Consider the following 23,563-nt stretch of genomic DNA (forward strand, 5'->3'; position numbering starts at 1 on the left):
AGGGGGGAGGCTACGGGACCGGGAGCCGCCGTACCTCCTCAATGCCGTTGCGGAGCACCGTCGGTGGCCGTCCGGGTACCAGGCCGGGGCGAGCCGGCCGGAGGGAGTGGCCGCCGGCGGCGCGGGCGACCACGCCGGGTGCTCGGCGCCGGCGGACAAGTGTGCCTTGGCACTCCGGCGGACGCCACCGACGGCGGCCGGTCCGGCGACCGTACGGGCGGCCCGGCGGCCCGCCGCGTGAGGGCCCGCCCCCGGCCGGCTACGTATCCGCCGACCCCGCGTCGACCCCAGGAGCCCGTATGCCTCCCACCTCCGCGGCCCGGACCGCCACCACCGTCTCCCTCGTCACCGGCGCCACCCGCGGCATCGGCCGCGAGGTGGTGCGCCAGCTGGCCGCGCTCGGCCACACGGCGCTGCTCACCGGACGCTCCCCGGATGCCGCCCGGCGGGCCGCCGACGAGCTGCGCGAGGGCGGCCGGGACGGCGCCCGCCCGGACGTGCGGCCGCTGTGGCTGGATGTCACCGACGACCGCAGCGTCGCCATCGCGGCGGCCCAAGTGGCCGACGAATTCGGCAGGTTGGACGTCCTGGTCAACAACGCCGGGATCGCCTACGACACCGGGCAGCACGCCGTGACCGCCGATCTCCGCGCGGTCCGCGAGGCGGCCGAGACCAATCTCTACGGACCGTGGCGGACGGCGATCGCCTTCGTCCCGCTGCTGCGCGCCTCGGCGCATCCGCGGTTGGTCAACGTCTCCAGCGAGGCCGGCTCGCTGGCCAACATGGGCGGCGGCACCCCCGCGTTCGCGGCGTCCAAGGCCGCGCTGAACGCGCTGACCCGGATGCTGGCCGCCGAGCTGCGGGCCGACGGTGTGCTGGTCAACGCGGTCTGCCCGGGATGGGTGGCCACCGACATGGGCGGACCGGGCGGCCGGCCGGTCGCGGAGGGGGCCGCGAGCGTCCTGTACGCGGTGACCCTGCCCGACGACGGCCCGACCGGCGGCTTCTTCCGTGACGGCCGCCCGCTGCCCTGGTAGGCGGACGGTCACGCCCGGCCCGCCCGACGGTTCCGACCCGCCTTGTCCGGACAATGTGACCTCCGGACTTCCCGTCATCTGCCCGGACGGATACGCTCGCCGGCGTGGGGAAACGCGAAGCAGAAGCCGTGGGAGCCGAGGGCCCCGTCCAGTTCAGCGTGGACCGGAACAGTCCGGTCCCGTTGTATTTCCAGCTGTCGCAGCAGTTGGAGGCCGCGATCGAGAACGGCAGGCTGGCCCCCGGCAGCCTGCTCGGCAACGAGATCGACCTGGCCGGCCGACTGGGCCTGTCCCGGCCCACGGTGCGCCAGGCGATCCAGTCGCTGGTGGACAAGGGGCTGCTGGTCCGCCGCCGCGGTATCGGCACCCAGGTCGTCCACAGCCAGGTCAAGCGCCCGCTGGAGCTGAGCAGCCTCTACGACGACCTGGAGGCGGCCGGGCAGAAGCCGGCCACCCGGGTGCTGCTCAACACCACCACCGAGGCGAACGCCGAGGTCGCCGCCGCGCTGGGCATCGCCGAGGGCGCCGAGGTGGCCCTGGTGGAGCGGCTGCGGCTGACCCACGGCGAGCCGGTCGCGCATCTGCGCAACCACCTGCCCGTCGGGCTGCTCAAGCTGGAGACCGCCGACCTGGAGGAGACCGGCCTGTACCGGCTGATGCGGTCGGCCGGGATCACCCTGCACAGCGCCCGCCAGGCCGTGGGGGCCCGCGCGGCGACCGCAGAGGAGGCCGCGCGGCTCGACGAGCCCGAGGGCGCGCCGCTGCTGACGATGCAGCGCACCACCTTCGACGACACCGGCCGCCCGGTCGAATTCGGCTCGCACGTCTACCGCGCGTCCCGCTACGCCTTCGAGTTCCAGCTGCTTGTCCGGCCCTGAGCCGGTCCGGTCCCTTCCGCGCCGACCAGCGGTTTCGTCCGCCGGCGAGCGGTGCTTCCGGCTGCGCGTATCCGCGGAGCGGCGGGCCTGCCGCCGCCTGACCTGCGCCCCGCCCGACCACCACGCTCGCGTCAGAATGTTCGGACAAACTATTGACGTGGCCGGACGCGCGCCGTTACAACTCCTCCAGCCGCAATCCGGCGGCCGGGGAGCGAAGGCGGTCCACGATGATCTGCGCGCGCATGGCTCGACCCGTATCTGCTCGGCACACGACGCTCCGCACCGCCGTCGCCTTACTGGCCGCAGGTGGACTGCTCGCCGGGTGCGGCGCCTCCGGCGGGAAGGCCGGGAGCGCGACCGGCGGCAGCGGCGGGCGCGCCGGCGCGGCACACATGACCATCGGGATGGTCAGCCACGCCGGCGACGGCGACACCTTCTGGGACATCGTGCAGAACGGCGCCCGGCGGGCCGCCGCCAAGGACGGCGTCAGATTCCTCTACGCCCATGACAAGGAGGGCTCGCGGCAGGCCGAGCTGATCCAGTCCTACATCGACCAGAAGGTCGACGGGCTGATCGTCACGCTCGCCAAACCGCAGGCCGTCAAGGCCGCCGTCGGAAAGGCGGAGGCGCAGGGCATACCGGTCGTCACCGTCAACTCCGGCGGCGAGTTCTCCGCGGCCTACGGGGCGCTCGCGCACATCGGGCAGGACGAGACGGTGGCCGGCCGCGCGGTCGGCGACGAGCTGAACGGCCGGCACGCCCGGCACGTCCTGTGTGTCATCCACGAGCAGGGCAACGTGTCGCTGGAGGACCGCTGCGCCGGCGTCCGCGCGGCGTTCCACGGGAAGGTCGACACCCTGAACGTCGACGGGACCAACGCGCCCGCCTCCCAGTCCTCCCTCCAGGCCGAGCTCCAGGCCGACCCCTCCCTCGACACCGTCGTGACGCTGGGGGCGCCCCTCGCCTCCCTCTCCGTCAAGGCGAAGCAGCAGGCCGGCAGCTCGGCGCAGATCGCGACGTTCGATCTCAACGCCGAGGTGGTCAGGCTCCTCAAGGCCAAGGACGTGGCGTTCGCGGTGGACCAGCAGCCCTACCTCCAGGGCTACGAGGCGGTGGACCTGCTGCGGCTCCACCGGGACAACGCCGACGTCCTCGGCGGCGGCAGGCCGGTGCTCACCGGGCCGGCCATCGTCACCGGCAAGGACGTACCGCAGCTGGAGCAGTACACGGGGCGTGGCACCCGGTGACCGAGAAGGGAAGGCGGGACCCCATGAACCGGTACAGATCGCCGGTAACGGATACTTGGAAGGTTGCCCGGCCCGGCCTGCCGGAGTCGCGGCGACAGCAGACCAAGCAGGCACGGCAGGCACCGCCGGCACGGACGGACCGGCGAACGCGGCCGGCACAGCGACAACAGCGGGAAAGGCAAGTCCTCGTGGCAAGGGTAGGAAGAAGAGGACGCGTCGTGTGCGCCGTGCTGGCGGCGGTGCTCGGCGCCGGTCTGGCGGGATGCAGCAGCACCGGAGGCAAGCGCGCCGAGGAGGCGCGCGCCGCCCAGGCCGCCGGCGGCAAGGCCGCGGTCAACACCCCCCGGTGGACCTTCGCGATGGTCACGCACTCCGGGGACGGCGACACCTTCTGGGACATCGTGCAGAACGGCGCCCAGCAGGCCGCCGCCAAGGACAACATCAAGTTCGTCTACGCGCACGACAAGGAAGCCCAGCGGCAGAGCCAGCTCGTCCAGTCCTACATCGACCAGAAGGTCGACGGGCTGATCGTCTCGCTCGCCAAGCCGGACGCCATGAAGGACGTCGTCCTCAAGGCCGAGAAGGCCGGCATCCCGGTGATCACGGTCAATTCCGGTGCCGAGGAGTCCAAGGCGTTCGGCGCGCTCAGCCACATCGGGCAGGACGAGACGGTGGCCGGCGAGGCGGTCGGCGAGGAGCTGACCAAGCGCGGCCGGAAGAAGGCGCTGTGCGTCCTGCACGAGCAGGGCAACGTCGGCCACGAGCAGCGCTGCGACGGCGCCAAGAAGACGTTCAAGGGCGATCTGGAGAAGCTGTACGTGGACGGCACCAACATGCCCGACGTCCAGGCGTCCATCGAGTCCAAGCTCCAGGCCGACCCGGCCATCGACGCGGTGGTCACCCTCGGCGCGCCCTTCGCCCCCGCCGCCGTCAAGGCCAGGGAGCAGGCCGGCAGCAAGGCCGAGATCGACACCTTCGATCTGAACGCGCAGGTCGCGGCCGGCCTCAAGGACGGTTCGCTGGGCTTCGCGGTCGACCAGCAGCCCTACCTCCAGGGCTACGAGGCGGTCGACCTGCTGTGGCTGTACAAGTACAACTCCGACGTCCTCGGCGGCGGCAAGCCGGTGCTCACCGGACCCCAGGTGATCACCAAGAAGGACGCCGACGCGCTCCTGGACTACACGAAGCGGGGGACCCGATGAGCCACGTTGACGCACCTCCCCGGCAGCCCGCCCCGCCACCCAAGAGCACCGGCGACGAGCGGCTGCTGCACCGCTCGCTGGCGCGCCGGCTGATGGGCCGGCCCGAACTGGGCTCGGTGGTCGGCGCCGCCGCGGTCTTCCTCTTCTTCTCGATCGCCGCCGAACCGTTCCTGCGGGCCTCCAGCCTCTCCACGGTCCTCTACGCGTCCTCGACGATCGGCATCATGGCCGTCCCGGTCGCGCTGCTGATGATCGGCGGCGAGTTCGATCTGTCGGCCGGTGTCATGGTCGTCAGCTCGGCGCTGATCTCGTCGATGTTCAGCTACCAGATGACCGCCAACACCTGGGTCGGCGTCGGAGTGTCGCTGCTGGTCACCCTCGCCTTCGGCGTCCTCAACGGCGTCCTGCTGACCCGTACGAAGCTGCCCAGCTTCATCATCACGCTCGGCACCTTCTTCATGCTGACCGGCCTCAACCTCGGCTTCACCAAGCTGATCAGCGGCACCGTCTCGACGAAGTCCATCGCCGACATGGAGGGCTTCGCCTCGGCGCGGGCGCTGTTCGCCTCGCATCTGACCATCGGCAGCGTCGACATCCAGATCACCATCGTGTGGTGGATCGTGCTGGTCGCGGTGGCCACCTGGATCCTGCTGCGGACCAAGGTCGGCAACTGGATCTTCGCGGTGGGCGGTAACGCGGACGCCGCGCGGGCGGTCGGTGTCCCGGTCACCAGGACCAAGATCGGCCTCTACATGGGCGTCGCCTTCGCCGCCTGGATCTCCGGCCAGCACCTGCTGTTCTCGTACGACGCGATCCAGTCCGGCGACGGCGTCGGCAACGAATTCCTCTACATCATCGCGGCGGCCGTCGGCGGCTGTCTGATGACCGGCGGCTTCGGCTCGGCGATCGGTGCCGCCGTCGGCGCGTTCATCTTCGGCATGACCAGCAAGGGCATCGTCTACGCGCAGTGGAACCCGGACTGGTACAAGTTCTTCCTCGGCGCGATGCTGCTGCTCGCCACGCTGCTGAACGCCTGGGTCCGCAAGCGGGCGGAGGCCACAAAATGACGGCGCTGGTCGAACTTCGTGACGTCAGCAAGCTCTACGGCAACATCAAGGCGCTGGCAGGCGTGTCGCTGGAGGTGCACGCGGGAGAGATCTCCTGTGTGCTCGGCGACAACGGCGCCGGCAAGTCCACCCTCATCAAGATCATCGCGGGGCTGCACCAGCACGACGCCGGAACCTTCGCCATCGAGGGCGAGGAGACCCGGCTCGGCTCCCCGCGCGAAGCCCTGGACCGCGGCATCGCCACCGTCTACCAGGACCTGGCCGTCGTCCCGCTCATGCCGGTGTGGCGGAACTTCTTCCTCGGCTCCGAACCGACCACCGGCATCGGCCCGTTCAAACGGCTCGACGTCCGCACCATGCGCGAGACCACCCGCAGTGAGCTGCTGCGGATGGGCATCGACCTGCGCGATGTCGACCAGCCCATCGGCACCCTCTCGGGCGGCGAACGTCAATGCGTCGCCATCGCCCGCGCCGTCTACTTCGGCGCCAAGGTCCTCGTCCTGGACGAGCCGACGGCGGCGCTCGGCGTCAAGCAGTCCGGCGTGGTCCTCAAGTACGTCGCCGCCGCCCGCGACGCCGGGCTCGGCGTGGTGTTGATCACCCACAACCCGCACCACGCCTACCTCGTCGGCGACCGCTTCGTCCTCCTCAAGCGCGGCACCATGGCCGGCAGCCACCTCAAGTCGGAGATCGCGCTGGACGAGCTCACCCGCCAGATGGCGGGCGGCAGCGAGCTGGAACAGCTCAGCCACGAGCTCGCCCGTACGGAGACCCCCGAATTCCCGGGAGGCCACCGCCCGGAGTGACCCCGGCGGCGCCCCGCGGCGGCTCTCCGGCCGCCGCGGGGCCCACGCCCCCGCATCGCGGTGCGCCGGACCACCCGGGTGATGCACAATCGCAGCGGACCATCCACGCCGAGGCCCCGGCCTCCCCGAGACCCGCAGGGACGAGACGACTCTTGCGAGCACGCAGCCGCCGCGACCGTAACGGCAGCCGTAACGGCGAAGAGGTGGGCCGATGAGCATGTACCGGGACCGGGTGCACCGAGGATCCGCCAGAGCCACCGTGCTGCGCACGGTCGGCGCCCGGGAGCGCCGCTCCCACCTGACCGCCCCGCGCGTGCCCACCGTCGGCATCGACATCGGCGGCACCAAGGTCATGGCCGGCGTGGTCGACGCCGAGGGCACCATCCTGGAGAAGGTCCGCACCGAGACGCCGGACAAGTCCAAGAGCCCCAAGGTCGTCGAGGACACCATCACCGAGCTGGTGCTCGACCTCTCCGACCGGCACGACGTGCACGCCGTGGGCATCGGCGCCGCCGGCTGGGTCGACGCCGACCGCTCCCGGGTGCTCTTCGCCCCGCATCTGAACTGGCGCAACGAGCCGCTCCGCGACCGCCTCGCCGGCCGCCTGGCGGTCCCGGTCATGGTCGACAACGACGCCAACACCGCCGCCTGGGCGGAATGGCGGTTCGGCGCCGGCCGCGGCGAGGACCACCTCGTCATGATCACGCTCGGCACCGGCATCGGCGGCGCGATCCTGGAGGACGGCGCCGTCAAGCGCGGCAAGTACGGCGTCGCCGGCGAGTTCGGCCATATGCAGGTGGTGCCCGGCGGCCACCGCTGCCCCTGCGGCAACCGCGGCTGCTGGGAGCAGTACAGCTCCGGCAACGCCCTGGTGCGCGAGGCCCGCGAGCTGGCCGCCGCCGACTCACCGGTCGCGTACAACATCATCGAGCGGGTCGGCGGGCGCGTCCAGGACATCACCGGACCGCTGATCACCGAGCTGGCCCGCGAGGGCGACGCCATGTGCGTCGAGCTGCTCCAGGACATCGGGCAGTGGCTCGGCGTCGGCATCGCCAACCTCGCCGCCGCCCTCGACCCCTCCTGCTTCGTCATCGGCGGTGGCGTCAGCGCCGCCGACGACCTGCTGATCGGCCCGGCCAGGGACGCCTTCCGGCGCCATCTGACCGGCCGCGGCTACCGCCCCGAAGCCACCATCGCCAAGGCCCAGTTGGGCCCCGAGGCCGGCATGGTCGGCGCCGCCGACCTGGCCCGCCTGGTGGCTCGCCGCTTCCGGCGCGCCAACCGCCGCCGAGTGGAGCGCTACGAGCGCTACGAACGGTCCGGCCGCCGATGACCGAACCGGATCCGCCCTCCATGCATGACGACCTGCCGCCCGTACGGGACGACCACACCGCGCTGCCGCCCCGTGCCAAGCGCCCCCGGCCCTTCCTCAAGGCGCTGATCATCTTCCTGTTGATCACGATCCCGGCGGGCTATCTCGTGATCTCCGCCGAGCAGAGCCGCCGGAGCGGCGAGGACGCGTCGGCCGAGGCCGCCGCCGGCGGCCTGACCAACGCCTTCCCCTCCAAGCTCCAGCAGCGGGTCTACAACGTCCCGGTACCGATCGGCTCCACGCCGGTCTACTACTACGAGACCAACTCCTGGCAGACCAGCTCGCTGTTCGTGCAGTTCCGGACCGACGAGTGGGGCCTGGCGCACTATCTCGCGGCCGTCGGTACCAGCACCGCGGCCCTCAAGGACGGCGCGAGCACCATCCCGCCCGCACAGGCGGCCAAGGTCGGCTGGGACTTCGACGCCGACTGGCCCTGGCAGGGTGTCACGGTCGCCAGGAAGGCGCCGCTGCCCACCCAGAAGATCATGGTCAGCACCGATGAACCGGGCCACCCGGTCGTCTACGTCGTCTCCACCGTGACGTTCTGAGGGCCGCGCCGCACCGCCCGCCGTCCCGCGGCGCCGTGCCGGGTTATCGGGCCGTTCCTGACCCGGGTGTCAGGACCGCGTCATGGAGTGGGTAGCTTGGTCGGGTGAGCGAGAAGACCCTGCAGCACCGGATCGACGGTCCCGACGACGCCCCCGTACTGGTACTGGGCGCGTCCCTCGGGACGACCTGGCACAGGTAGGCGGAACCGTCTTCTGACGTCCACGTGGTCCAGATTGCTGCCGTTCACGCGGGTGGGGTCTGCGTGGTTCACGTGCGTCGATGGTGTTGGTGACAGCAATGTGACACGTGATGGTCACTGAGGCCCCTCGCGGGCAGGTGCTGGCAGGGGGCTCGGCGTTCCTCAGCGGCGAGGTCCGCTCCTCGATCCTGCTGCGGCGTCTGGGATCGTCTTGAGTGCCGCAGCGGGCGGCGCCGTGGCTGGGCCTGCCCAGGACTGCTACGAGCCTCGGATCAACGAGGGGAAGACCCGTCGTGAAATCGTCCGTTGCCTCAAGCGGTATGCGGCCTGGGAGGTCTTCCACATGGTCGGCCAGCTACAGCCAGGACCCCGCTTATAGGGCTGATAGGCAGTGACAGCTGAGGCGCCCGCCGGGCAGGCGCCGGCGGGGGCTCTACGCGCGGCGGTTGGCAGCTGCCGTAGTCCGGAACGGCCCCCTTGGAACCATGCAGGGGTGTCACGGCTACTGAGGGGCGGAGACGCTTTGAGGCGGGACCAGTGGTAGGTAGTGCGGCTGTGCTGTCGAATTTCGGCCAAGTTGCGGTGAACGTCTGCGGACGTAGCCGGACGTCCACGGACTGACGCGTACACAGTGAGAACTGCTGAGACAGAACGGGACTGGCTAGGTTCAATCCACGATCGGTTACCTGCTTTGCTTGGCGGGCCACACTGAATCCATGACGAGCTTTCAGCAGCGGAAAGCGATAGGTGACGCGCATGAGCGGTACGTCGCCGAGCAACTCACCAGGCGAGGGTGGGAAGTCGACTTCTGGGGACAAGGGCAGCTGAGCCGGGCGCTTCAATGCGCGCTCAGGAACACCGGCAGTTCCATCCGGTGGTTCCCGGATCTCATTGCGGCGAAGGCCAAGGACCTCGTACTAATCGACTGCAAGGGTGGGATGACCAGCAGGCAAACGGGGCGGCATGCTGTCGAGCGGGCTGCGGTGGTTGCGCATTTGCAGTTCGTTGCCTGGACACAGCTCCCGGTCTACTACGTCTTCGATGGCCTTGATGTGCGGTCGCCGTACGATGTGCTCGTCGCGGGACAGAAAGGGCCGCACAGCATTGCGGGATCAGGCGCCCCATACTTTCTCATCTCCGCCCAGGGAGCCCGTCACTTCGACGACCTGTTCGGCATGCCGGACGTCGCCCAGCTGGATATTGCCTCGTAGCTTTTCCCGACCGTGGCCTCGGGCCGCCCCGTGGGTGATGACCACAGGCACTCCCGCCCCGCACGAACCATCGGCATGCACCTTCCGGGCGATGGAGGTAGCTCTCCCAGCCTTCTTAGGTGCGTTTCACTCGCCTTGGCTCCACATGGTGACACCTTTCCTGCTGGGTGTAACCGCCGGGGACGTCCGCGCCGACGGAGATCCAGAAGGGTTCGGACTCGCGGAAGTGCCCGCCGCCCGTGTGCCACTCCAGTCCGGGGTATTGGTGGCGTAGAGACCGAAGCGCGGCTGAGGCGAGTCCGAGCCGCTTGTAGCCAGGATAGGAGACGGGTGATTCCACCCAGCCGATCGCGCAGGGCCAGCACACCACGTATTCGACCTCGAACGCGACTTCGTCCCCCACGTAGGCGACTCGGATACGCCAGCCTGTCCGTTCGTACGCCCCGGCAGGCCGGTCTAGCCAGGGCCTCGGCGGGGTGGTGGTTGGGTCGAAGCGATAGATCTCGGGATATACCCATCGGTGGAGTCGGTCGCGCCATGTCGGTTTCTCGGGCCACGCGTGGATCCAATGGACGTGGTGGGCGAGTTCTGCTACAGCGCGGATCGCGGCTTCTAGTCCAGCTTCGGTCATAGCTGTTCCAGGCCGAGCCGGCCGAGACGGGAGCGTATTGCGGTGGGCTGTCGCCCGAATTCGCTGGCTAGTACCTCGTAGTCGCGCTGCCCCGCTCGGTACAGGGACAGGAGTCTCTCTTCGTCGGCCCTGCTCCATGCTTTGCCGAAGTTCGGGTAGCGGGCGCGGAGTCGATCCGGATCCTCGCGCCGGCTGGAGCTGTGGGCGTGGACGACCTCGATGGATTTGACGGTGCCCATGGGGAAGCGCACGCGCTCCGTGTCGCCGAGCCACAGGATCAGGTGGTCGTTGTCGAACGTGATCCGGTCGGCCGGGACGGTCGTTGCACGGCGTCGGCAGTCATCGTCGTCCGGGTCGGCCATGAACTCGGTGAAGCTGATGCGGAATGAAACGCGACTGGTAGTTTCCCCCATGGCTTCAGCCTGCCGCAACGGTCCCTTCGGGAACAGGTTGGCGCTTCGTGCTGCGATCGGAATCAGCCGGGGCGGATTACTAGCCGAGCACCTGACGGCAGCCCGAGTGACGAGGTCATCAAGCCGTGAGTGAGGGGCACGCCGTGCTTTGCCCGGTGCTGCTGCGGGCTCAGCGTGACTGGGTACGTCTCGAACTGCACCCCTCCATCACCTACCAGGCAGCGATCCGAACCAACGGCACACCCCGGTCATAGGGGCGACGTGTGATAGCGCGCGAGAAGCAAGAAGTCCCCGTCGGCTCGCTCCGGCGGGCTTCTGCGCGTAGCAGCCCCCGAGTCGGCGTGGTTGTCGGCCGATCGCGTCGACAGGCCGCCTGCGTGTCACCAATGACGGAACGGAGAAGCAGTCAGCGCGCTGGCGTTTTGCAGAATAACCGCGTTCTTGAATCAGTGCTGCGAGCGATTGCAGACCGTCGGGACCTGGGTATCCGGGTCGGTGTGCTTCCAGGGCCTGAGGACGGAGGGACTGCGCCATGCCAGTAGCTAAACGCAGCGAACAGTTCACTGCAACTGCCCATGGCAGGGCGCCCGTGAAGCGGGTCAAGATCTCCACCGGCGCTTGTCGTCAGCGTTTCGCCGCGCTACCGCCGCGGTCTTCCGCCGCTACACCGGTTGACCCCAGACGTGTGGGTTGACCAGCCGGTTGTCGTCGTAGCGGAACAGGGAGGCGTACAGCGTGGTGTCGTGCAGTCGTCCGTCGCAGCCTGCCTCGGGGAGTAGGGGGCGGTAGTAGGTCAGGGAGGCGCAGATCTTGGCTGCGAGGGTGTCGCCTATACCTTCCTCGCGGCCCGGACGGCGACCGCCTGGCCATCGGGGGCGCCGAAGCAGAGGCGTACCCGGACGCCGGCGGCTGCGCGCTCGGCGAGCATCTTGGCGACGTGGGGATTGGATTGGGCGAGGAAGGTCCCGGAGAAGACGAGCACGCAGATCTGCTCCCGGGTCACCGCCAGCAATTGGAGCCACATGTCCCTGGTGGCAGACGTCGATGTGTGTTGTCAGTAGCGACTTCTATGTTCGTCTCGGTCATTCAAGTTCGAGGTGGATCGGGGTAACGCTGTATGGCTGACCGGAAGTTGTTTGCCCACAGCCGTAGTTCGGCTGGTGTGCGGCACTCGCTGGAGGATCATCTGCGGGGATCGGCCGCTCTGGCAGGGCGGTTCGGTGAGGTGTTTGGTTGTGGGGAGCTGGCTGCGTACCTGGCTTTGATTCACGATGTCGGTAAGGGGACGTGTGCGTGGCAGGACCGTCTTGTGGCCGTCGAATGTGAGGGTGGCGGCCGGGTGGGGGTGGGGCACAAGCACGCGGGTACGTTCCTTGCCGACAAGTACACGAAGTTGCCCTTCGGGGCGGTGGTCTTCGGGCACCACGGTGGCATGCCGGATATGGAACAGCTCAAGGATGAGCTGGTGCGAGCGATGGCAGGCGGCGACGAAGCGCAGCGGGTGGCGGAGGCGATCCGTGCTGTGGAGGCGGTGGTGCCGGAGATCCACCCTGATCCGCGGCCAGCGCTCCCGACGTGGTTGGGGGCGCCTTCGGGGCAGGGGCGCCTGGGGCTGGATCTGTTGGTGCGGATGCTGTTCAGCTGTGTGGTCGACGCGGACTTTCTCGACACCGCGGCACACTTCGGTTGCGCTGGCGTGCGCCTGCGTGAGTCGGTGGATATGACGGCGTTGGTCGAGCGTTACGAGGTGCGGCGGGCGAAGTTGCTGGCCGGCCGGGAGCCTTCTCCGGTGGACGCTCTGCGGCAGAGGGTATACGAGCAGGCGTGCGTGGCCGCCTCGGGAAAGCCGGGGGTGTACGTGCTGCATGTGCCGACCGGTGGTGCCAAGACCATGGCTGCGGGGGCGTTCGCGCTGCGGCATGCGGCGGCGAACGGTATGGGCCGGGTGATCCTCGCGGTGCCTTTTATCTCGATCACTGAGCAGAACGCCGCCGTCTACCGCCGGTTGCTCGATCCCGACTCGTCCTCCCCAGAGGAAGCCGTTGTCCTGGAGCATCACAGTGCCGTGGACCTGGACTCCGAGGAGCGTTTGAAGGGCCTGACGGATGAGCAGCGTGAGGAGCTCCAGTCGCGAGCCCACACGGCGCGGCTGGCGGCGGAGAACTGGGACGCCCCGTTTGTGGTGACCACTACGGTGCGGCTGTTCGAGTCCCTCTTCTCGCACAAGCCGTCGCAGATGCGGCGGTTGCACCGCTTGGCCGGCTCGGTGATCGTGCTGGATGAGGTCCAAGCTTTGCCCGATCGGCTGCTGATTCCGATCCTGAGCGTCTTGCGGGGCCTGGTCGACCACTTCGGGGTCACCGTGGTGCTGGCGTCCGCCACTCAGCCTTCCTTCTGGAGGCTGCCCGCGTGGGAGGGGCTGGAGCGGCGGAACATCGTCGATGATCCGTCTGGGCTGTTCGAGGCGCTGCGGCGAGTCGATTACGCATGGCGGACGGGCGATGATGTGTCGTTGGAGAGCATCGCGGCTGAGGTGGCCGCATATGAGCAGGTGCTCACGGTGGTCAACACGACGAAGGATGCCGCACGCTTCCACCGCCACCTCGATGAACACGTGGCACACGGCGCCGAAGTGCTGCATCTGTCGACTCGGATGACTGCTGGCCACCGTCGCGAAGTCATCGCCGAGATCAAGGAGCTGCTCGGCAACGGGCAGCCCGTGCAGGTGGTATCCACCAGTCTCATCGAGGCCGGAGTGGATCTGGACTTCCCGCGGGTGTACCGCGCGTGGGCGCCGGCGGAATCACTGCAGCAGGCCGCGGGACGATGCAACCGCGACGGCCGCCTGCACCGCGGCACCGTCGTCATCTTCCAGCCCTCCGACGGCAAACAACCACGCAGCACGTCCTACGAGGCTGCCTTGAATGCCAGCGGCGCCCACTTCGGGCCTGGCCGGTCTGCTCCGGACGACCTGGAAGCTCTTGAGCGCTACTACCCCCTGCGCTACACCCTCCAACAGGGGACCCCCGATTCAGGGCTCGGGGCCGAGATCGAGTACCTGCGGCACCTCCTCAACTTCCCCGAGGTCGACCGCAGTTTCCAGATGATCGAGGACGCCCTGAGTGCACCGGTAGTCGTCATTCGCCAGGAGGCCGATAGAGAGGCCATTGAATCGGCCATCGCGCAGCTTCGGGACTTCGAGCATCCTTGCGGCCCTGAGGTGCTGCGCAGCCTGCAGCCGCACACCGCTTCCCTGCCGCGCGGTGAGGCGGAGGCGGCCCTGCGCTCTGGCCTGGCGACGCCCATCACCGGCGACCTGTTGCTGTGGGAAGGGGGGTACCACCCCCAGCGCGGACTCGACCCGGACGCTCCCGAGGACCGCAGCGCGTTCAATTACTGACGAGTGTCCCCCTTGGATGTGCCTGTCCGCGGTTGACAGGGTGGTCGGCATAGGACGTGGCACCATAGGCAAGTGCTGCCCCGCATGTCGGTCAATGCTTAGGTTCTCCGGTAGGCCAGGAGACGCCGGTTCGTCGCCATGGGCGCGGCGGTCGGGTTCGTGGGCCTCTTGGTGATGGCTGCCGACGAGCCGCGTATGTAATGGGGCGTGCTGCTGGGGTAGTTGCCCCAGTATGGCGGTCGCTTGCCGCGGCCGAGGGTCGCAATCATGTCGGTGGATGGGTGCTGCTCTGCACCACCAGGGTCCGCACCGGTGAGGGGCGGGGCTGTCAGCCCCGCCCCTCACTCGTGCCCCCATCGAGCGAACTTCATCTCGAACACTCGTCACACAAGCTACCCGTGGCCCAGGATCGCTTCCGACCACAAGTAGAACCAATCCACCGACATGGAAGCTGCAACTGGAGGGGCCATGACCGCAATTACCTTGATTGAACCCGACAGCGCCGTCGTCACCGTGATCCTCGTGCTCGTGCTCGTGATCCGTCGACGTGCTGTGCGACTCCTTCTGTAGCTGGCCTGAACTGCCCTAATACACGGCGGCGTTGCCGATATGCGGCCGGCAGCGCTGCTGTCGGAGGGCCGTTGTCAGTGGCCGCCGATACGGTGCGGAGTCGAGGTGGTGCCAGCGGCGACATGCAGGCTGCTGGCCCGCCAATGATGCGTATTCGGGAAGGAGTTAAGGGTGGAGTCGGACACCAGAAGGCGCCTCGGTCTGGCCGAGCGGCGCGGCAACGAGGGCTGGGTCTATCCGGATTTGGTGGTGGAGGTGGCAGGTCCGCTGGCCTGCTTCACCCGGCCCGAGCTGAAGGTGGAGCGGGTCTCCTACCCGGTGATGACGCCCTCTGCGGCGGCAGGGGTGCTGGAGGCCATCTACTGGAAACCGGAGTTCCACTACGTGGTTCGGGCGATCGAGGTGCTCAGGCCGATCGAATGGACGTCGATCCGCCGTAACGAGGTGAAGTCGGCGATTTCAGCCGCCGAGGTGGCGTCACTGCGTAAGGATCCGCAACGGCGCTACGACGTGGAAAGAGACCGCGATCAGCGCAACACCATGCTGCTGCGGGATGTCGCCTACCGCATTCGAGCTCAGGTGAAGCCTGCGGCGCACAGCCAGGGCGTGTCCCCTGCCAAGTACCGGGAGCAGCTGCGCCGCCGTGTGGACAAGGGGGCCTGCTTCTCCCAACCGTTCCTCGGATGCCGTGAGTTCAGCTGCTCCTTCGGCCCCGCTACCGATGCCCCGACCATCGACAGGGACGAGGAGCTGGGAGTGATGCTGCACTCCATCATCTATCCCAAGCACGGCCAAGGCGGCGGGGAGCAATACCGCTGGTTCCGCGCTCAACTCATCAACGGCGTGCTCAACGTTCCGGCGAAGCCCTTGGACGACAGCCAGGTTGCACTGCCCGCCGTCGGGGCGCGAACGTCCGCGCGGGGGAACTGACCACATGTTGCTGCATCGCCTGACGGAGTACGCCGACCGGGCAGAGAAACTGCCGCCCCCGTACTACCGCACGAAGAAGATCCAGTGGGTACTGCGCGTACACGCCGACGGCATGACCGCCGACGACCTGTACGACCGGCGCCTGCCCAAGGGGTCCAAAGAAAAACCGCTGCAGACGCCAGCTCCGTATGTCTACCGATCCGGGAAGACCCCGCCGCCCTCCCTGCTGGTAGACACTGCCCAGTACGTCCTTGGGGTGCCGAAAGTCGCGGCCGACGGCAGTGTCAGCGACGCCGCCATCCAAGAGGCCCACCGCCGCCGGGACGAGTACGCTGACCTGCTGCTGTCCTGGGCCGAACGCCACCCCGACGACCTGGGCGTCAGCGCGCTGGCCACCTTCGTCTCCTCAGGCGGCCTGGCCCGCGTGAAGATCCCGCAGGAGTTGAACGCAACCGACACCGTCGCGGTGATGGATGCGGACTCCGGCTGGCTGCACCTTCGGCCCTCCGCGCAGGAGGCGTGGGCGGCGCAGGTCCGCGCACGCAAAGCCGGCAGCGGCACGATCGGCGTGTGCCTGGTATGCGAGGGCGAGGGGGAACTGCTCACCACCATTCCCGAGAGCATCAAGTCCGGTGCCATCCCCACCAGCGGAGTGGGCCGCGACGCACAGTTGGTGAGCATCAACGCCTCAGCCCACGGCCGCGGCGGCGCCCTCCAACTGGTCAACACGCCCGTCTGCGAAACCTGCGGCTCCCGCTCCATGGCCGCCCTCAACCTCCTGCTCGCGGACGACCGTCACCGGCGGCGCGCCGCGGAGTCGGTCACGGCGTGGTGGACCCGCGAACCCGCCGACCCGCTCTTTGACACCCTGGACCATCCCACGGAAGAGACGGTCGCACGGCTTGTCGACTCCCTGCACGCCTGCCCCGACCCGATCACCGCTGAGCGTCTCGATCCCAACGGCTACTACGCGCTCACCCTCGCCCTGAACAACGCCCGGGTGGCCGTCCTGGACTGGCTGGACACCACTGTTGGGCGGCTGCGCAACCACCTCGGCGCCTGGTTCGAAGACCACAAGGTCTTCGACGGGTGGACCGGCTCCTACCGCTACCTGCCCCTGTGGCACCTCGCTCTGGCATCGGGCCGCTGGGACGACAAGGCCGGCAAGTACGCCCCCCGCAGCGCACCCCGCGGCCTGGAAGACGAACTGCTGCACGCCGCCCTGACCCGCGGCCCCATGCCCGCCCGACTCCTGCCACACCTGCTCCAGCGCATCCGCGCCGACCACCGTCTCGACGCCCCCCGCACCGCCCTACTGCGCCTGGCCCTCCACCCCAACCGCACCGACAAGGAGCAAACCGGCCCCATGCCCCGCCTGGACGACACCAACCAAGAGCCCGGCTATCTGTGCGGCCGCACCTTCGCCGTACTGGAAGCCATCCAGCGCTCAGCACTGCCCGAGATCAACGCCACCATCGGCGACAAATTCTTCGGCACCGCCATGACCGCCCCCGCCGCGGTCCTCACCAACCTGCGCAATGGCGCCAACGGCCACCTCAAGCGCCTGCGCCGAGACAAGAAGGGCACCTACTACGCCCTGGACGCACGCCTGTCCGACGCCTTCGCAGCCCTGGCCCACATCGAAGGCGGCATCCCCGTGCTCCTGAACACCCGCCAACAGGCATGGTTCGTCCTCGGCTACGAACAACAGCGCGCCCAGGACAACGCCGCCCGCGCCGCCCACAAAGCCGCCCAGGAACAAAAACTGGCCGAGGCCGACAACTCCGAGAGCACCAACGCCCCCGCCTAAAGCCGTCGCACATCCAACCGGCCCCACAACCTTCTTCACGACTTAGGAGCAACAGCACATGACCGCAGCGCACCTCGACCCGAACCGCAAGATGGACTTCGTATTCCTCATCGAGGCCCGAGACTCCAACCCCAACGGCGACCCCGATGCCGGCGGCATGCCGCGCACCGACCCGGTCTCCGGCCAGGGCCTGATCACCGACGTCGCCCTCAAGCGGAAGATCCGCAACACCGTTGCCCTCCTCAACGAGGACGCCAAGCAGCCCGGCTACGACATCTACGTCGAAGCCGGCACCGCCCTCAACGCCCAGCACGAACGCGCCTACGCCCCCGACGCCCTAGGCGACAAAGCCAGCCAGCTCGATGCCCGCCAGTGGATGTGCGAGACCTTCTTCGACGTCCGTATGTTCGGCGCCGTCATGACCACCGGCAAGAAGGACAAGCAGGCCGGCCGCGTCCAAGGCCCGCTCCAACTCACCTTCTCCCGCTCGGTGGACCCCATCACCCCGCTCGAATACGGCATCACCCGCGTCACGCCCACCAAGCAAGAGGACGTCGACTCCGGCAAGAACACCGAGATGGGCACCAAGCACATCGTCCCCTACGGCCTCTACCGCGGCGAAGGCCACTTCAGCGCCCCCCTCGCCGCCCGCACTGGCATCACCACCCAGGACCTGGAGATCTTCTGGCGCGCCTTCACCCTCATGTTCGACCACGACCGCGCCGCCGCCCGCGGTGAACTCAACCTCCGCGGCCTGTACGTCTTCACCCACGACGACAAGTACGGCAAAGCCCCCGCCCGCCAGCTCCTGGACCGCATCACCATCAAGGGCCCCGGCGACGCCACCGCCCGCGCCTTCACCGACTACCAGCGCGATATCGACGACACCGACCTTCCCGCCGGCGTCAGCCTCGTCCGCCTCATCGGATGAACAACCCAGCCCTCCAGGGCAGCGGAGAGGGGGACCTGGTCCAGGTCCCCCTCTCCGCCCTGGAACATTACGCCTACTGTCCACGCCAGTCCGGGCTGATCATTCTGGAAGACGCCTTCGCAGACGACGCCGCCACTGTCCGCGGTACCCTCTTGCATCAACGTGTCGACACCCCCGGCAACCGAGGCCGCGGCACCGTCCGCACCCTCCACGCGCTGCCGGTGTGGAGCGACAGCTACGGGCTGACCGGCATCTGCGACACCGTCGAACTCCACGACGACGGCCGCATCCTGCCCGTGGAGCACAAATCCGGGCCCTACCACCCAGGCGGGCCCGCCGATATCCAGGCCGCCGCACAGGCGATCTGCCTGGAAGAAATGTTCCGCCGGCACGTTCCCGAAGCCGCCGTGTACTCCGCCGCCGACCGCCGACGCCACAAGGTCACTGTCGACGACGAACTACGCGCCCGCGTACGTCAACTTGCCCTCACCGTACGCACCATGCACACCACCGGATCGCTCCCCCCACCCGCCGCCGACAGTCGTTGTCGACGCTGCTCGATGGCTACCAGCTGCATGCCCAAAGTCCTCGCCGGCACCCGCCGCTACCGACAAGCCCTCACCGACCTCTACACCCTCGACGACTTCCAGGACGACGCCCCTTGACCACCGAACTCCTCAACACCCTCTACGTTCAAACCCAAGGCACCGACCTACGCCTCGACCAGGACAGCCTCCGAGTCCACCTCCCCGACACACCCGGACGCAAAATCCTCCCCCTGCGACGCATCGACAGCATCGTCGTCTACGGACACATCAACCTCTCCACGGAACTGATCACCCGCTGCGCACAGGACAACCGCCCCGTCACTTGGATGAGCCGCAGCGGCCGCTACCTCGCCCGCCTCGACGGAGCTATCCAAGGAAACGTCCTCCTCCGGCACGCCCAGCACCATCTCCACGACCAACTCGAACCCCGGCTCGCGATCGCCCGCAACATCGTCGCCGGCAAAATCCGCAACAGCCGCTGGATCCTCCTACGCGCGGCCCGTGATGCTCCCGCCCAACAGCGCGCGCAGATCCGAGAAGCCGCCGAAGGTCTTGCCGAAGCACTTGACAAGACCGCCACTGCCGAATCCCTCGACATCATCATGGGCATCGAAGGCAACGCCGCTCGCTGCTACTTCGGCGCCCTCCAACACCTCCTACGCCCCGCCGCGGGCATCTCTGCCTTCACCCACCGCAACCGCAGACCTCCCACCGACCCCGTCAACGCATTGCTCTCCTTCACCTACGGCCTCCTACGCGGACTTGTCCACGGAGCGACTGAACAGATCGGACTCGACCCCTACGTCGGCTACCTCCACGGCATCCGCCCCGGCAAACCCGCACTCGCCCTCGACCTCATGGAGGAACTGCGCCCCGTCCTCGCCGACCGTTTCGCCCTCACCCAACTCAACCGACGCCAACTCCGAGCCGAACACTTCGAACACCTCCCCGGCGGCGCTGTACGCCTCACCGAAGATGGCCGCAAAACCGTCATCAGTGCCTGGCAAGACTGGAAGACCCAAACATGGGAGCACCCCATCGCCGGCCGTGACGTCCCCGCCGGCCTGCTGCCCGTCGTCCAGGCGCGCATCCTTGCCCGACATCTACGAGGCGATCTGCCTGGACACCTCCCGTGGACGGCGGCCTGATGGACCTGCTGTTGACCTACGATGTGGATACCACCACGCCGGAAGGCCGCCGCCGCCTTCGCCGCGTTGCCAAACTCTGCGAAGGCCATGGGGTTCGCGTCCAGAAGTCCGTGTTCGAAATCGTCTCCGACGACAAGGACCTGCTGATGCTCCTGGGGAAGCTGGACAGCATCGTCAACGCGGACTGTGACAGTATCCGTATCTACCGTCTGCCCCACGAGGGATTCGAAAGCGTCCAGACCCTAGGTATCGCCGAAGTACAGCGACACCGAGACGATCTCGTCCTGTGACGCCACCGCTTCGGAACCTCAAGCACACACACGACACGCGGATCACGCCGAAGCAGAATGACCTTTTTGCGTATCTCTGGTGTCGCCTGCCAGGTAATCGCTTGGCTCGAGTGTGGTGTTTGCGCTGCTCGGGCAGCGTGGCGGTCGCCCCCCGGGGCGACCGAGGATCGCAACAAGTAGCCGTTGCCGCCGCTGCAAAATCCGCGGGTGGTGGCGGTCGCCCCCCGGGGCGACCGAGGATCGCAACTCGATCCCGGCCTGGGTGGCTGCGTCCCGAACTACTGTGGCGGTCGCCCCCCGGGGCGACCGAGGATCGCAACGCCTGTGTTGGCGTAGAGCTGGATAGCCGGGATGACGTGGCGGTCGCCCCCCGGGGCGACCGAGGATCGCAACCTCGATCCAGGCGGCTCCGGGGCCGGTGCGGGGGTGGCGGTCGCCCCCCGGGGCGACCGAGGATCGCAACTTCCACTCCGGTGCGGAGATTTACGCGGAGTCGCGTGTGGCGGTCGCCCCCCGGGGCGACCGAGGATCGCAACTGATGACCCGGTGGACACGAGCAAGGCCCGGCGGTTGTGGCGGTCGCCCCCCGGGGCGACCGAGGATCGCAACTCTCACCACGGCTCGGCGGTCGCCGGCCGCGTGGGCAGTGGCGGTCGCCCCCCGGGGCGACCGAGGATCGCAACGATTCCTGTCCCCCGATCCTCGGCTGCGCACAGGGCGTGGCGGTCGCCCCCCGGGGCGACCGAGGATCGCAACCCCATGGGCCTCTCCCGTAAGTGAATCGCTTTTGGGTGGCGGTCGCCCCCCGGGGCGACCGAGGATCGCAACAGGTCGTGGCCGTGAGGTTGGAACACCGCGAGCCAGTGGCGGGCGCCCCCCCGGGCGACCGAGGATCGCAACTTCCAGGCGCATGGGGACCAGCGTCACCGCGGTGGTGGCGGTCGCCCCCCGGGGCGACCGAGGATCGCAACCACTCCTCCCCCTCACAGCCATACAGGAGAAGGCCGGTGGCGGTCGCCCCCCGGGGCGACCGAGGATCGCAACGCGCTCAACGCCGCCGTCGCCGCCGCCAAGACCGGAGGTGGCGGTCGCCCCCCGGGGCGACCGAGGATCGCAACGTCAGTCCTGGGCTTCGCGGGCGCGGGAGGAGATGAGTGGCGGTCGCCCCCCGGGGCGACCGAGGATCGCAACGTATATGCCCACGTGCTGCGGCGTCCGGCGCATTGAGTGGCGGTCGCCCCCCGGGGCGACCGAGGATCGCAACAGCGTCGGCAGCGCGGCCGTGCCCGAGCACGTCGGGAGTGGCGGTCGCCCCCCGGGGCGACCGAGGATCGCAACCTCGGCATCGAAGTCACCGGGAACGCCGAGGTCAGCGGGTGGCGGTCGCCCCCCGGGGCGACCGAGGATCGCAACGCCGACGCTCGCTCCCTGAAGGCTTATGCGGGCTCGTGGCGGTCGCCCCCCGGGGCGACCGAGGATCGCAACATCTTCGGCCTGTCCTGGCTGGTGTGGCTGGCCGCCCGTGGCGGTCGCCCCCCGGGGCGACCGAGGATCGCAACATACCTGCGGAGTTCGCTGAAGTCGACGAGCCGGGTGGCGGTCGCCCCCCGGGGCGACCGAGGATCGCAACCTGGCCGCCGACGACCGACCAGGACCTGGCCGGCGGGTGGCGGTCGCCCCCCGGGGCGACCGAGGATCGCAACCTGTGCCTCGGAGATGAGCCACGCTGTCAGCCGGCTGTGGCGGTCGCCCCCCGGGGCGACCGAGGATCGCAACTTCTCGGCCTCGGCCTGCTCCGGCGTAGCCGCGCGGGGTGGCGGTCGCCCCCCGGGGCGACCGAGGATCGCAACAACTCGGAGGATGGCTACCGGTACACCGCCGAGGGGGGTGGCGGTCGCCCCCCGGGGCGACCGAGGATCGCAACCACAGCTTGAGCTCCGCGGCGTCGCCGGCGACCGCCAGTGGCGGTCGCCCCCCGGGGCGACCGAGGATCGCAACCGCGTGGTCGAAATCCATGTCATTCCACGCGCCCTGGTGGCGGTCGCCCCCCGGGGCGACCGAGGATCGCAACGCATGTGCTTTCGGGGTGATCTCGAACGGTGCAGGCGTGGCGGTCGCCCCCCGGGGCGACCGAGGATCGCAACCGTCCGATCGGTCCGGCCCGGCGATGGACTCCCGCCGTGGCGGTCGCCCCCCGGGGCGACCGAGGATCGCAACTCGACGCGCACGGGCCAACTGCCCTCGGACCCGCAGGTGGCGGTCGCCCCCCGGGGCGACCGAGGATCGCAACGTCACGTGACGTTGCTTGGCGCGCGGCAGCTTCCAGGTGGCGGTCGCCCCCCGGGGCGACCGAGGATCGCAACACGATCGGCGGCGACTGATGGACGAGTGCATCCTGTGGTGGCGGTCGCCCCCCGGGGCGACCGAGGATCGCAACGCTAAAGCCTGGCTGGCTACGGAGGGAGGGGGCTCGTGTGGCGGTCGCCCCCCGGGGCGACCGAGGATCGCAACCTGAGGTGGTCCGTCCGCCTGTCGACATACCCCCGTGTGGCGGTCGCCCCCCGGGGCGACCGAGGATCGCAACGCCTTGACGGCGTAGCCGTGGGTCGTCAGCTCGTGGGTGGCGGTCGCCCCCCGGGGCGACCGAGGATCGCAACTCCGACGTGACGCTGAGCAAGGCGGCCGAACTCGCGTGGCGGTCGCCCCCCGGGGCGACCGAGGATCGCAACTTCGACGTCACCACCAGTCCCTCATCTGACAGGACGGTGGCGGTCGCCCCCCGGGGCGACCGAGGATCGCAACCGTACGCGCGGACGTCCCAGTCGGCCAGGCTGGCCAGGTGGCGGTCGCCCCCCGGGGCGACCGAGGATCGCAACGTCCAGGCCGAGCGGCAGGAAGCCGCGCATCCTGAGGTGGCGGTCGCCCCCCGGGGCGACCGAGGATCGCAACCTCGCCGAGCAGCGAGAACGCCATGGCCCCCCGGGGCGACCGAGGATCGCAACTGGAGAGGGGCCGGGGGAGGGGAGCGGCGGGCGCTCGGGGTGGCGGTCGCCCCCCGGGGCGACCGAGGATCGCAACTCATCGGCCCGCAGGCCAACATGGCCCAGGCGGACGGGTGGCGGTCGCCCCCCGGGGCGACCGAGGATCGCAACGTGCTGACCGAGGTCGGCACGGGCGAGCGATTCGAGAGTGGCGGTCGCCCCCCGGGGCGACCGAGGATCGCAACCCTCTCGTCCACGCCCAGGGCTCGGCGCGCACGCTCGTGGCGGTCGCGCCCCGGGGCGACCGAGGATCGCAACCCTCCTGATCAGCTGACGCCGGCGG

Annotated in this window: 18 protein-coding genes, 1 pseudogene and 1 CRISPR repeat array; of the genes and pseudogenes, 17 read left to right on the top strand and 2 right to left on the bottom strand. The window is 69.1% G+C overall.

What is annotated here, in order from left to right; all coding sequences use genetic code 11:
• The first annotated feature begins 299 nt into the window (after positions 1 to 299).
• From RZ84_RS28575 to RZ84_RS28615, 10 genes are all read left to right on the top strand, one after another.
• Positions 300 to 1,037: an SDR family oxidoreductase gene (locus RZ84_RS28575; protein ID WP_043267011.1), complete on the top strand. Its 738-nt coding sequence runs from the start codon at positions 300 to 302 to the stop codon at positions 1,035 to 1,037.
• A gap of 104 nt (positions 1,038 to 1,141) precedes the next feature.
• Positions 1,142 to 1,915: a GntR family transcriptional regulator gene (locus RZ84_RS28580; protein WP_043267013.1), complete on the top strand. Its 774-nt coding sequence runs from the start codon at positions 1,142 to 1,144 to the stop codon at positions 1,913 to 1,915.
• A gap of 242 nt (positions 1,916 to 2,157) precedes the next feature.
• Positions 2,158 to 3,162: a substrate-binding domain-containing protein gene (locus RZ84_RS28585; protein ID WP_052230200.1), complete on the top strand. Its 1,005-nt coding sequence runs from the start codon at positions 2,158 to 2,160 to the stop codon at positions 3,160 to 3,162.
• A gap of 227 nt (positions 3,163 to 3,389) precedes the next feature.
• Positions 3,390 to 4,364: a sugar ABC transporter substrate-binding protein gene (locus RZ84_RS28590; RefSeq protein ID WP_043271073.1), complete on the top strand. Its 975-nt coding sequence runs from the start codon at positions 3,390 to 3,392 to the stop codon at positions 4,362 to 4,364.
• A complete protein-coding gene (locus RZ84_RS28595; RefSeq protein ID WP_043267015.1) occupies positions 4,361 to 5,431 on the top strand; it encodes an ABC transporter permease in 1,071 nt (356 codons plus the stop codon). The genes RZ84_RS28590 and RZ84_RS28595 overlap by 4 nt, the downstream gene beginning before the upstream one ends.
• The gene (locus RZ84_RS28600) at positions 5,428 to 6,237 is read left to right on the top strand and encodes an ATP-binding cassette domain-containing protein (RefSeq protein ID WP_043267017.1); all 810 of its coding nucleotides are present in this window, start codon (positions 5,428 to 5,430) and stop codon (positions 6,235 to 6,237) included. Before RZ84_RS28595 ends, RZ84_RS28600 begins: the two co-directional genes overlap by 4 nt.
• A 211-nt stretch (positions 6,238 to 6,448) precedes the next feature.
• Complete coding sequence (locus tag RZ84_RS28605; protein ID WP_043267019.1) at positions 6,449 to 7,570, top strand: ROK family glucokinase; 1,122 nt, start codon at positions 6,449 to 6,451, stop codon at positions 7,568 to 7,570.
• Positions 7,567 to 8,157: a hypothetical protein gene (locus RZ84_RS28610; protein WP_043267021.1), complete on the top strand. Its 591-nt coding sequence runs from the start codon at positions 7,567 to 7,569 to the stop codon at positions 8,155 to 8,157. Before RZ84_RS28605 ends, RZ84_RS28610 begins: the two co-directional genes overlap by 4 nt.
• 104 nt (positions 8,158 to 8,261) lie before the next feature.
• Complete coding sequence (locus RZ84_RS37170; protein WP_078894293.1) at positions 8,262 to 8,357, top strand: 3-oxoadipate enol-lactone hydrolase; 96 nt, start codon at positions 8,262 to 8,264, stop codon at positions 8,355 to 8,357.
• 716 nt (positions 8,358 to 9,073) lie between these two features.
• A complete protein-coding gene (locus tag RZ84_RS28615) occupies positions 9,074 to 9,568 on the top strand; it encodes a hypothetical protein (RefSeq protein ID WP_043267023.1) in 495 nt (164 codons plus the stop codon).
• Between the two features lie 627 nt (positions 9,569 to 10,195).
• Here the strand turns inward: RZ84_RS28615 and RZ84_RS35245 are convergent.
• Both RZ84_RS35245 and RZ84_RS28625 read right to left on the bottom strand, forming a co-directional pair.
• Positions 10,196 to 10,612 (bottom strand): hypothetical protein, encoded by a 417-nt coding sequence (locus RZ84_RS35245; protein ID WP_052230201.1) that lies wholly within the window; start codon positions 10,610 to 10,612, stop codon positions 10,196 to 10,198.
• Positions 10,613 to 11,280: 668 nt separating this feature from the next.
• A pseudogene (locus RZ84_RS28625) lies at positions 11,281 to 11,642 on the bottom strand (XRE family transcriptional regulator); the annotation flags it as partial.
• Positions 11,643 to 11,729: 87 nt separating this feature from the next.
• Between RZ84_RS28625 and RZ84_RS28630 the strand changes: the two are divergent.
• The 7 genes from RZ84_RS28630 to cas2 all read left to right on the top strand — a co-directional run bounded on the left by RZ84_RS28630 (position 11,730) and on the right by cas2 (position 20,239).
• Positions 11,730 to 14,012 carry a CRISPR-associated helicase/endonuclease Cas3 gene (locus tag RZ84_RS28630; RefSeq protein ID WP_043267025.1) on the top strand — a complete coding sequence of 761 codons (2,283 nt, stop codon included), beginning with the start codon at positions 11,730 to 11,732 and terminating at the stop codon, positions 14,010 to 14,012.
• A 741-nt stretch (positions 14,013 to 14,753) separates the two neighbouring features.
• On the top strand, positions 14,754 to 15,512 hold the full coding sequence (cas5c, locus tag RZ84_RS28635) for a type I-C CRISPR-associated protein Cas5c (protein WP_063772710.1): 759 nt from the start codon (positions 14,754 to 14,756) through the stop codon (positions 15,510 to 15,512).
• A 4-nt stretch (positions 15,513 to 15,516) separates the two neighbouring features.
• Positions 15,517 to 17,322, top strand: coding sequence for a type I-C CRISPR-associated protein Cas8c/Csd1 (cas8c, locus tag RZ84_RS28640; protein ID WP_052230202.1), 1,806 nt, complete (start codon positions 15,517 to 15,519; stop codon positions 17,320 to 17,322).
• 58 nt (positions 17,323 to 17,380) lie between these two features.
• The gene (gene cas7c / locus RZ84_RS28645; RefSeq protein WP_043267027.1) at positions 17,381 to 18,253 is read left to right on the top strand and encodes a type I-C CRISPR-associated protein Cas7/Csd2; all 873 of its coding nucleotides are present in this window, start codon (positions 17,381 to 17,383) and stop codon (positions 18,251 to 18,253) included.
• Entirely contained in the window at positions 18,250 to 18,918 is a 669-nt protein-coding gene (cas4, locus tag RZ84_RS28650) for a CRISPR-associated protein Cas4 (RefSeq protein WP_043267029.1), read from the top strand. The genes cas7c and cas4 overlap by 4 nt, the downstream gene beginning before the upstream one ends.
• The gene (gene cas1c / locus RZ84_RS28655; RefSeq protein ID WP_043267031.1) at positions 18,915 to 19,949 is read left to right on the top strand and encodes a type I-C CRISPR-associated endonuclease Cas1c; all 1,035 of its coding nucleotides are present in this window, start codon (positions 18,915 to 18,917) and stop codon (positions 19,947 to 19,949) included. Before cas4 ends, cas1c begins: the two co-directional genes overlap by 4 nt.
• Positions 19,934 to 20,239, top strand: coding sequence for a CRISPR-associated endonuclease Cas2 (cas2, locus tag RZ84_RS28660; RefSeq protein WP_241777896.1), 306 nt, complete (start codon positions 19,934 to 19,936; stop codon positions 20,237 to 20,239). The genes cas1c and cas2 overlap by 16 nt, the downstream gene beginning before the upstream one ends.
• Positions 20,240 to 20,376: 137 nt before the next feature.
• Positions 20,377 to 23,538: a CRISPR direct-repeat array (repeat unit 37 nt; unit sequence GTGGCGGTCGCCCCCCGGGGCGACCGAGGATCGCAAC).
• Positions 23,539 to 23,563: the final 25 nt, after the last annotated feature.

It is taken from the genome of Streptomyces sp. CT34 (genome assembly GCF_000805335.1).
Lineage (GTDB): Bacteria > Actinomycetota > Actinomycetes > Streptomycetales > Streptomycetaceae > Streptomyces.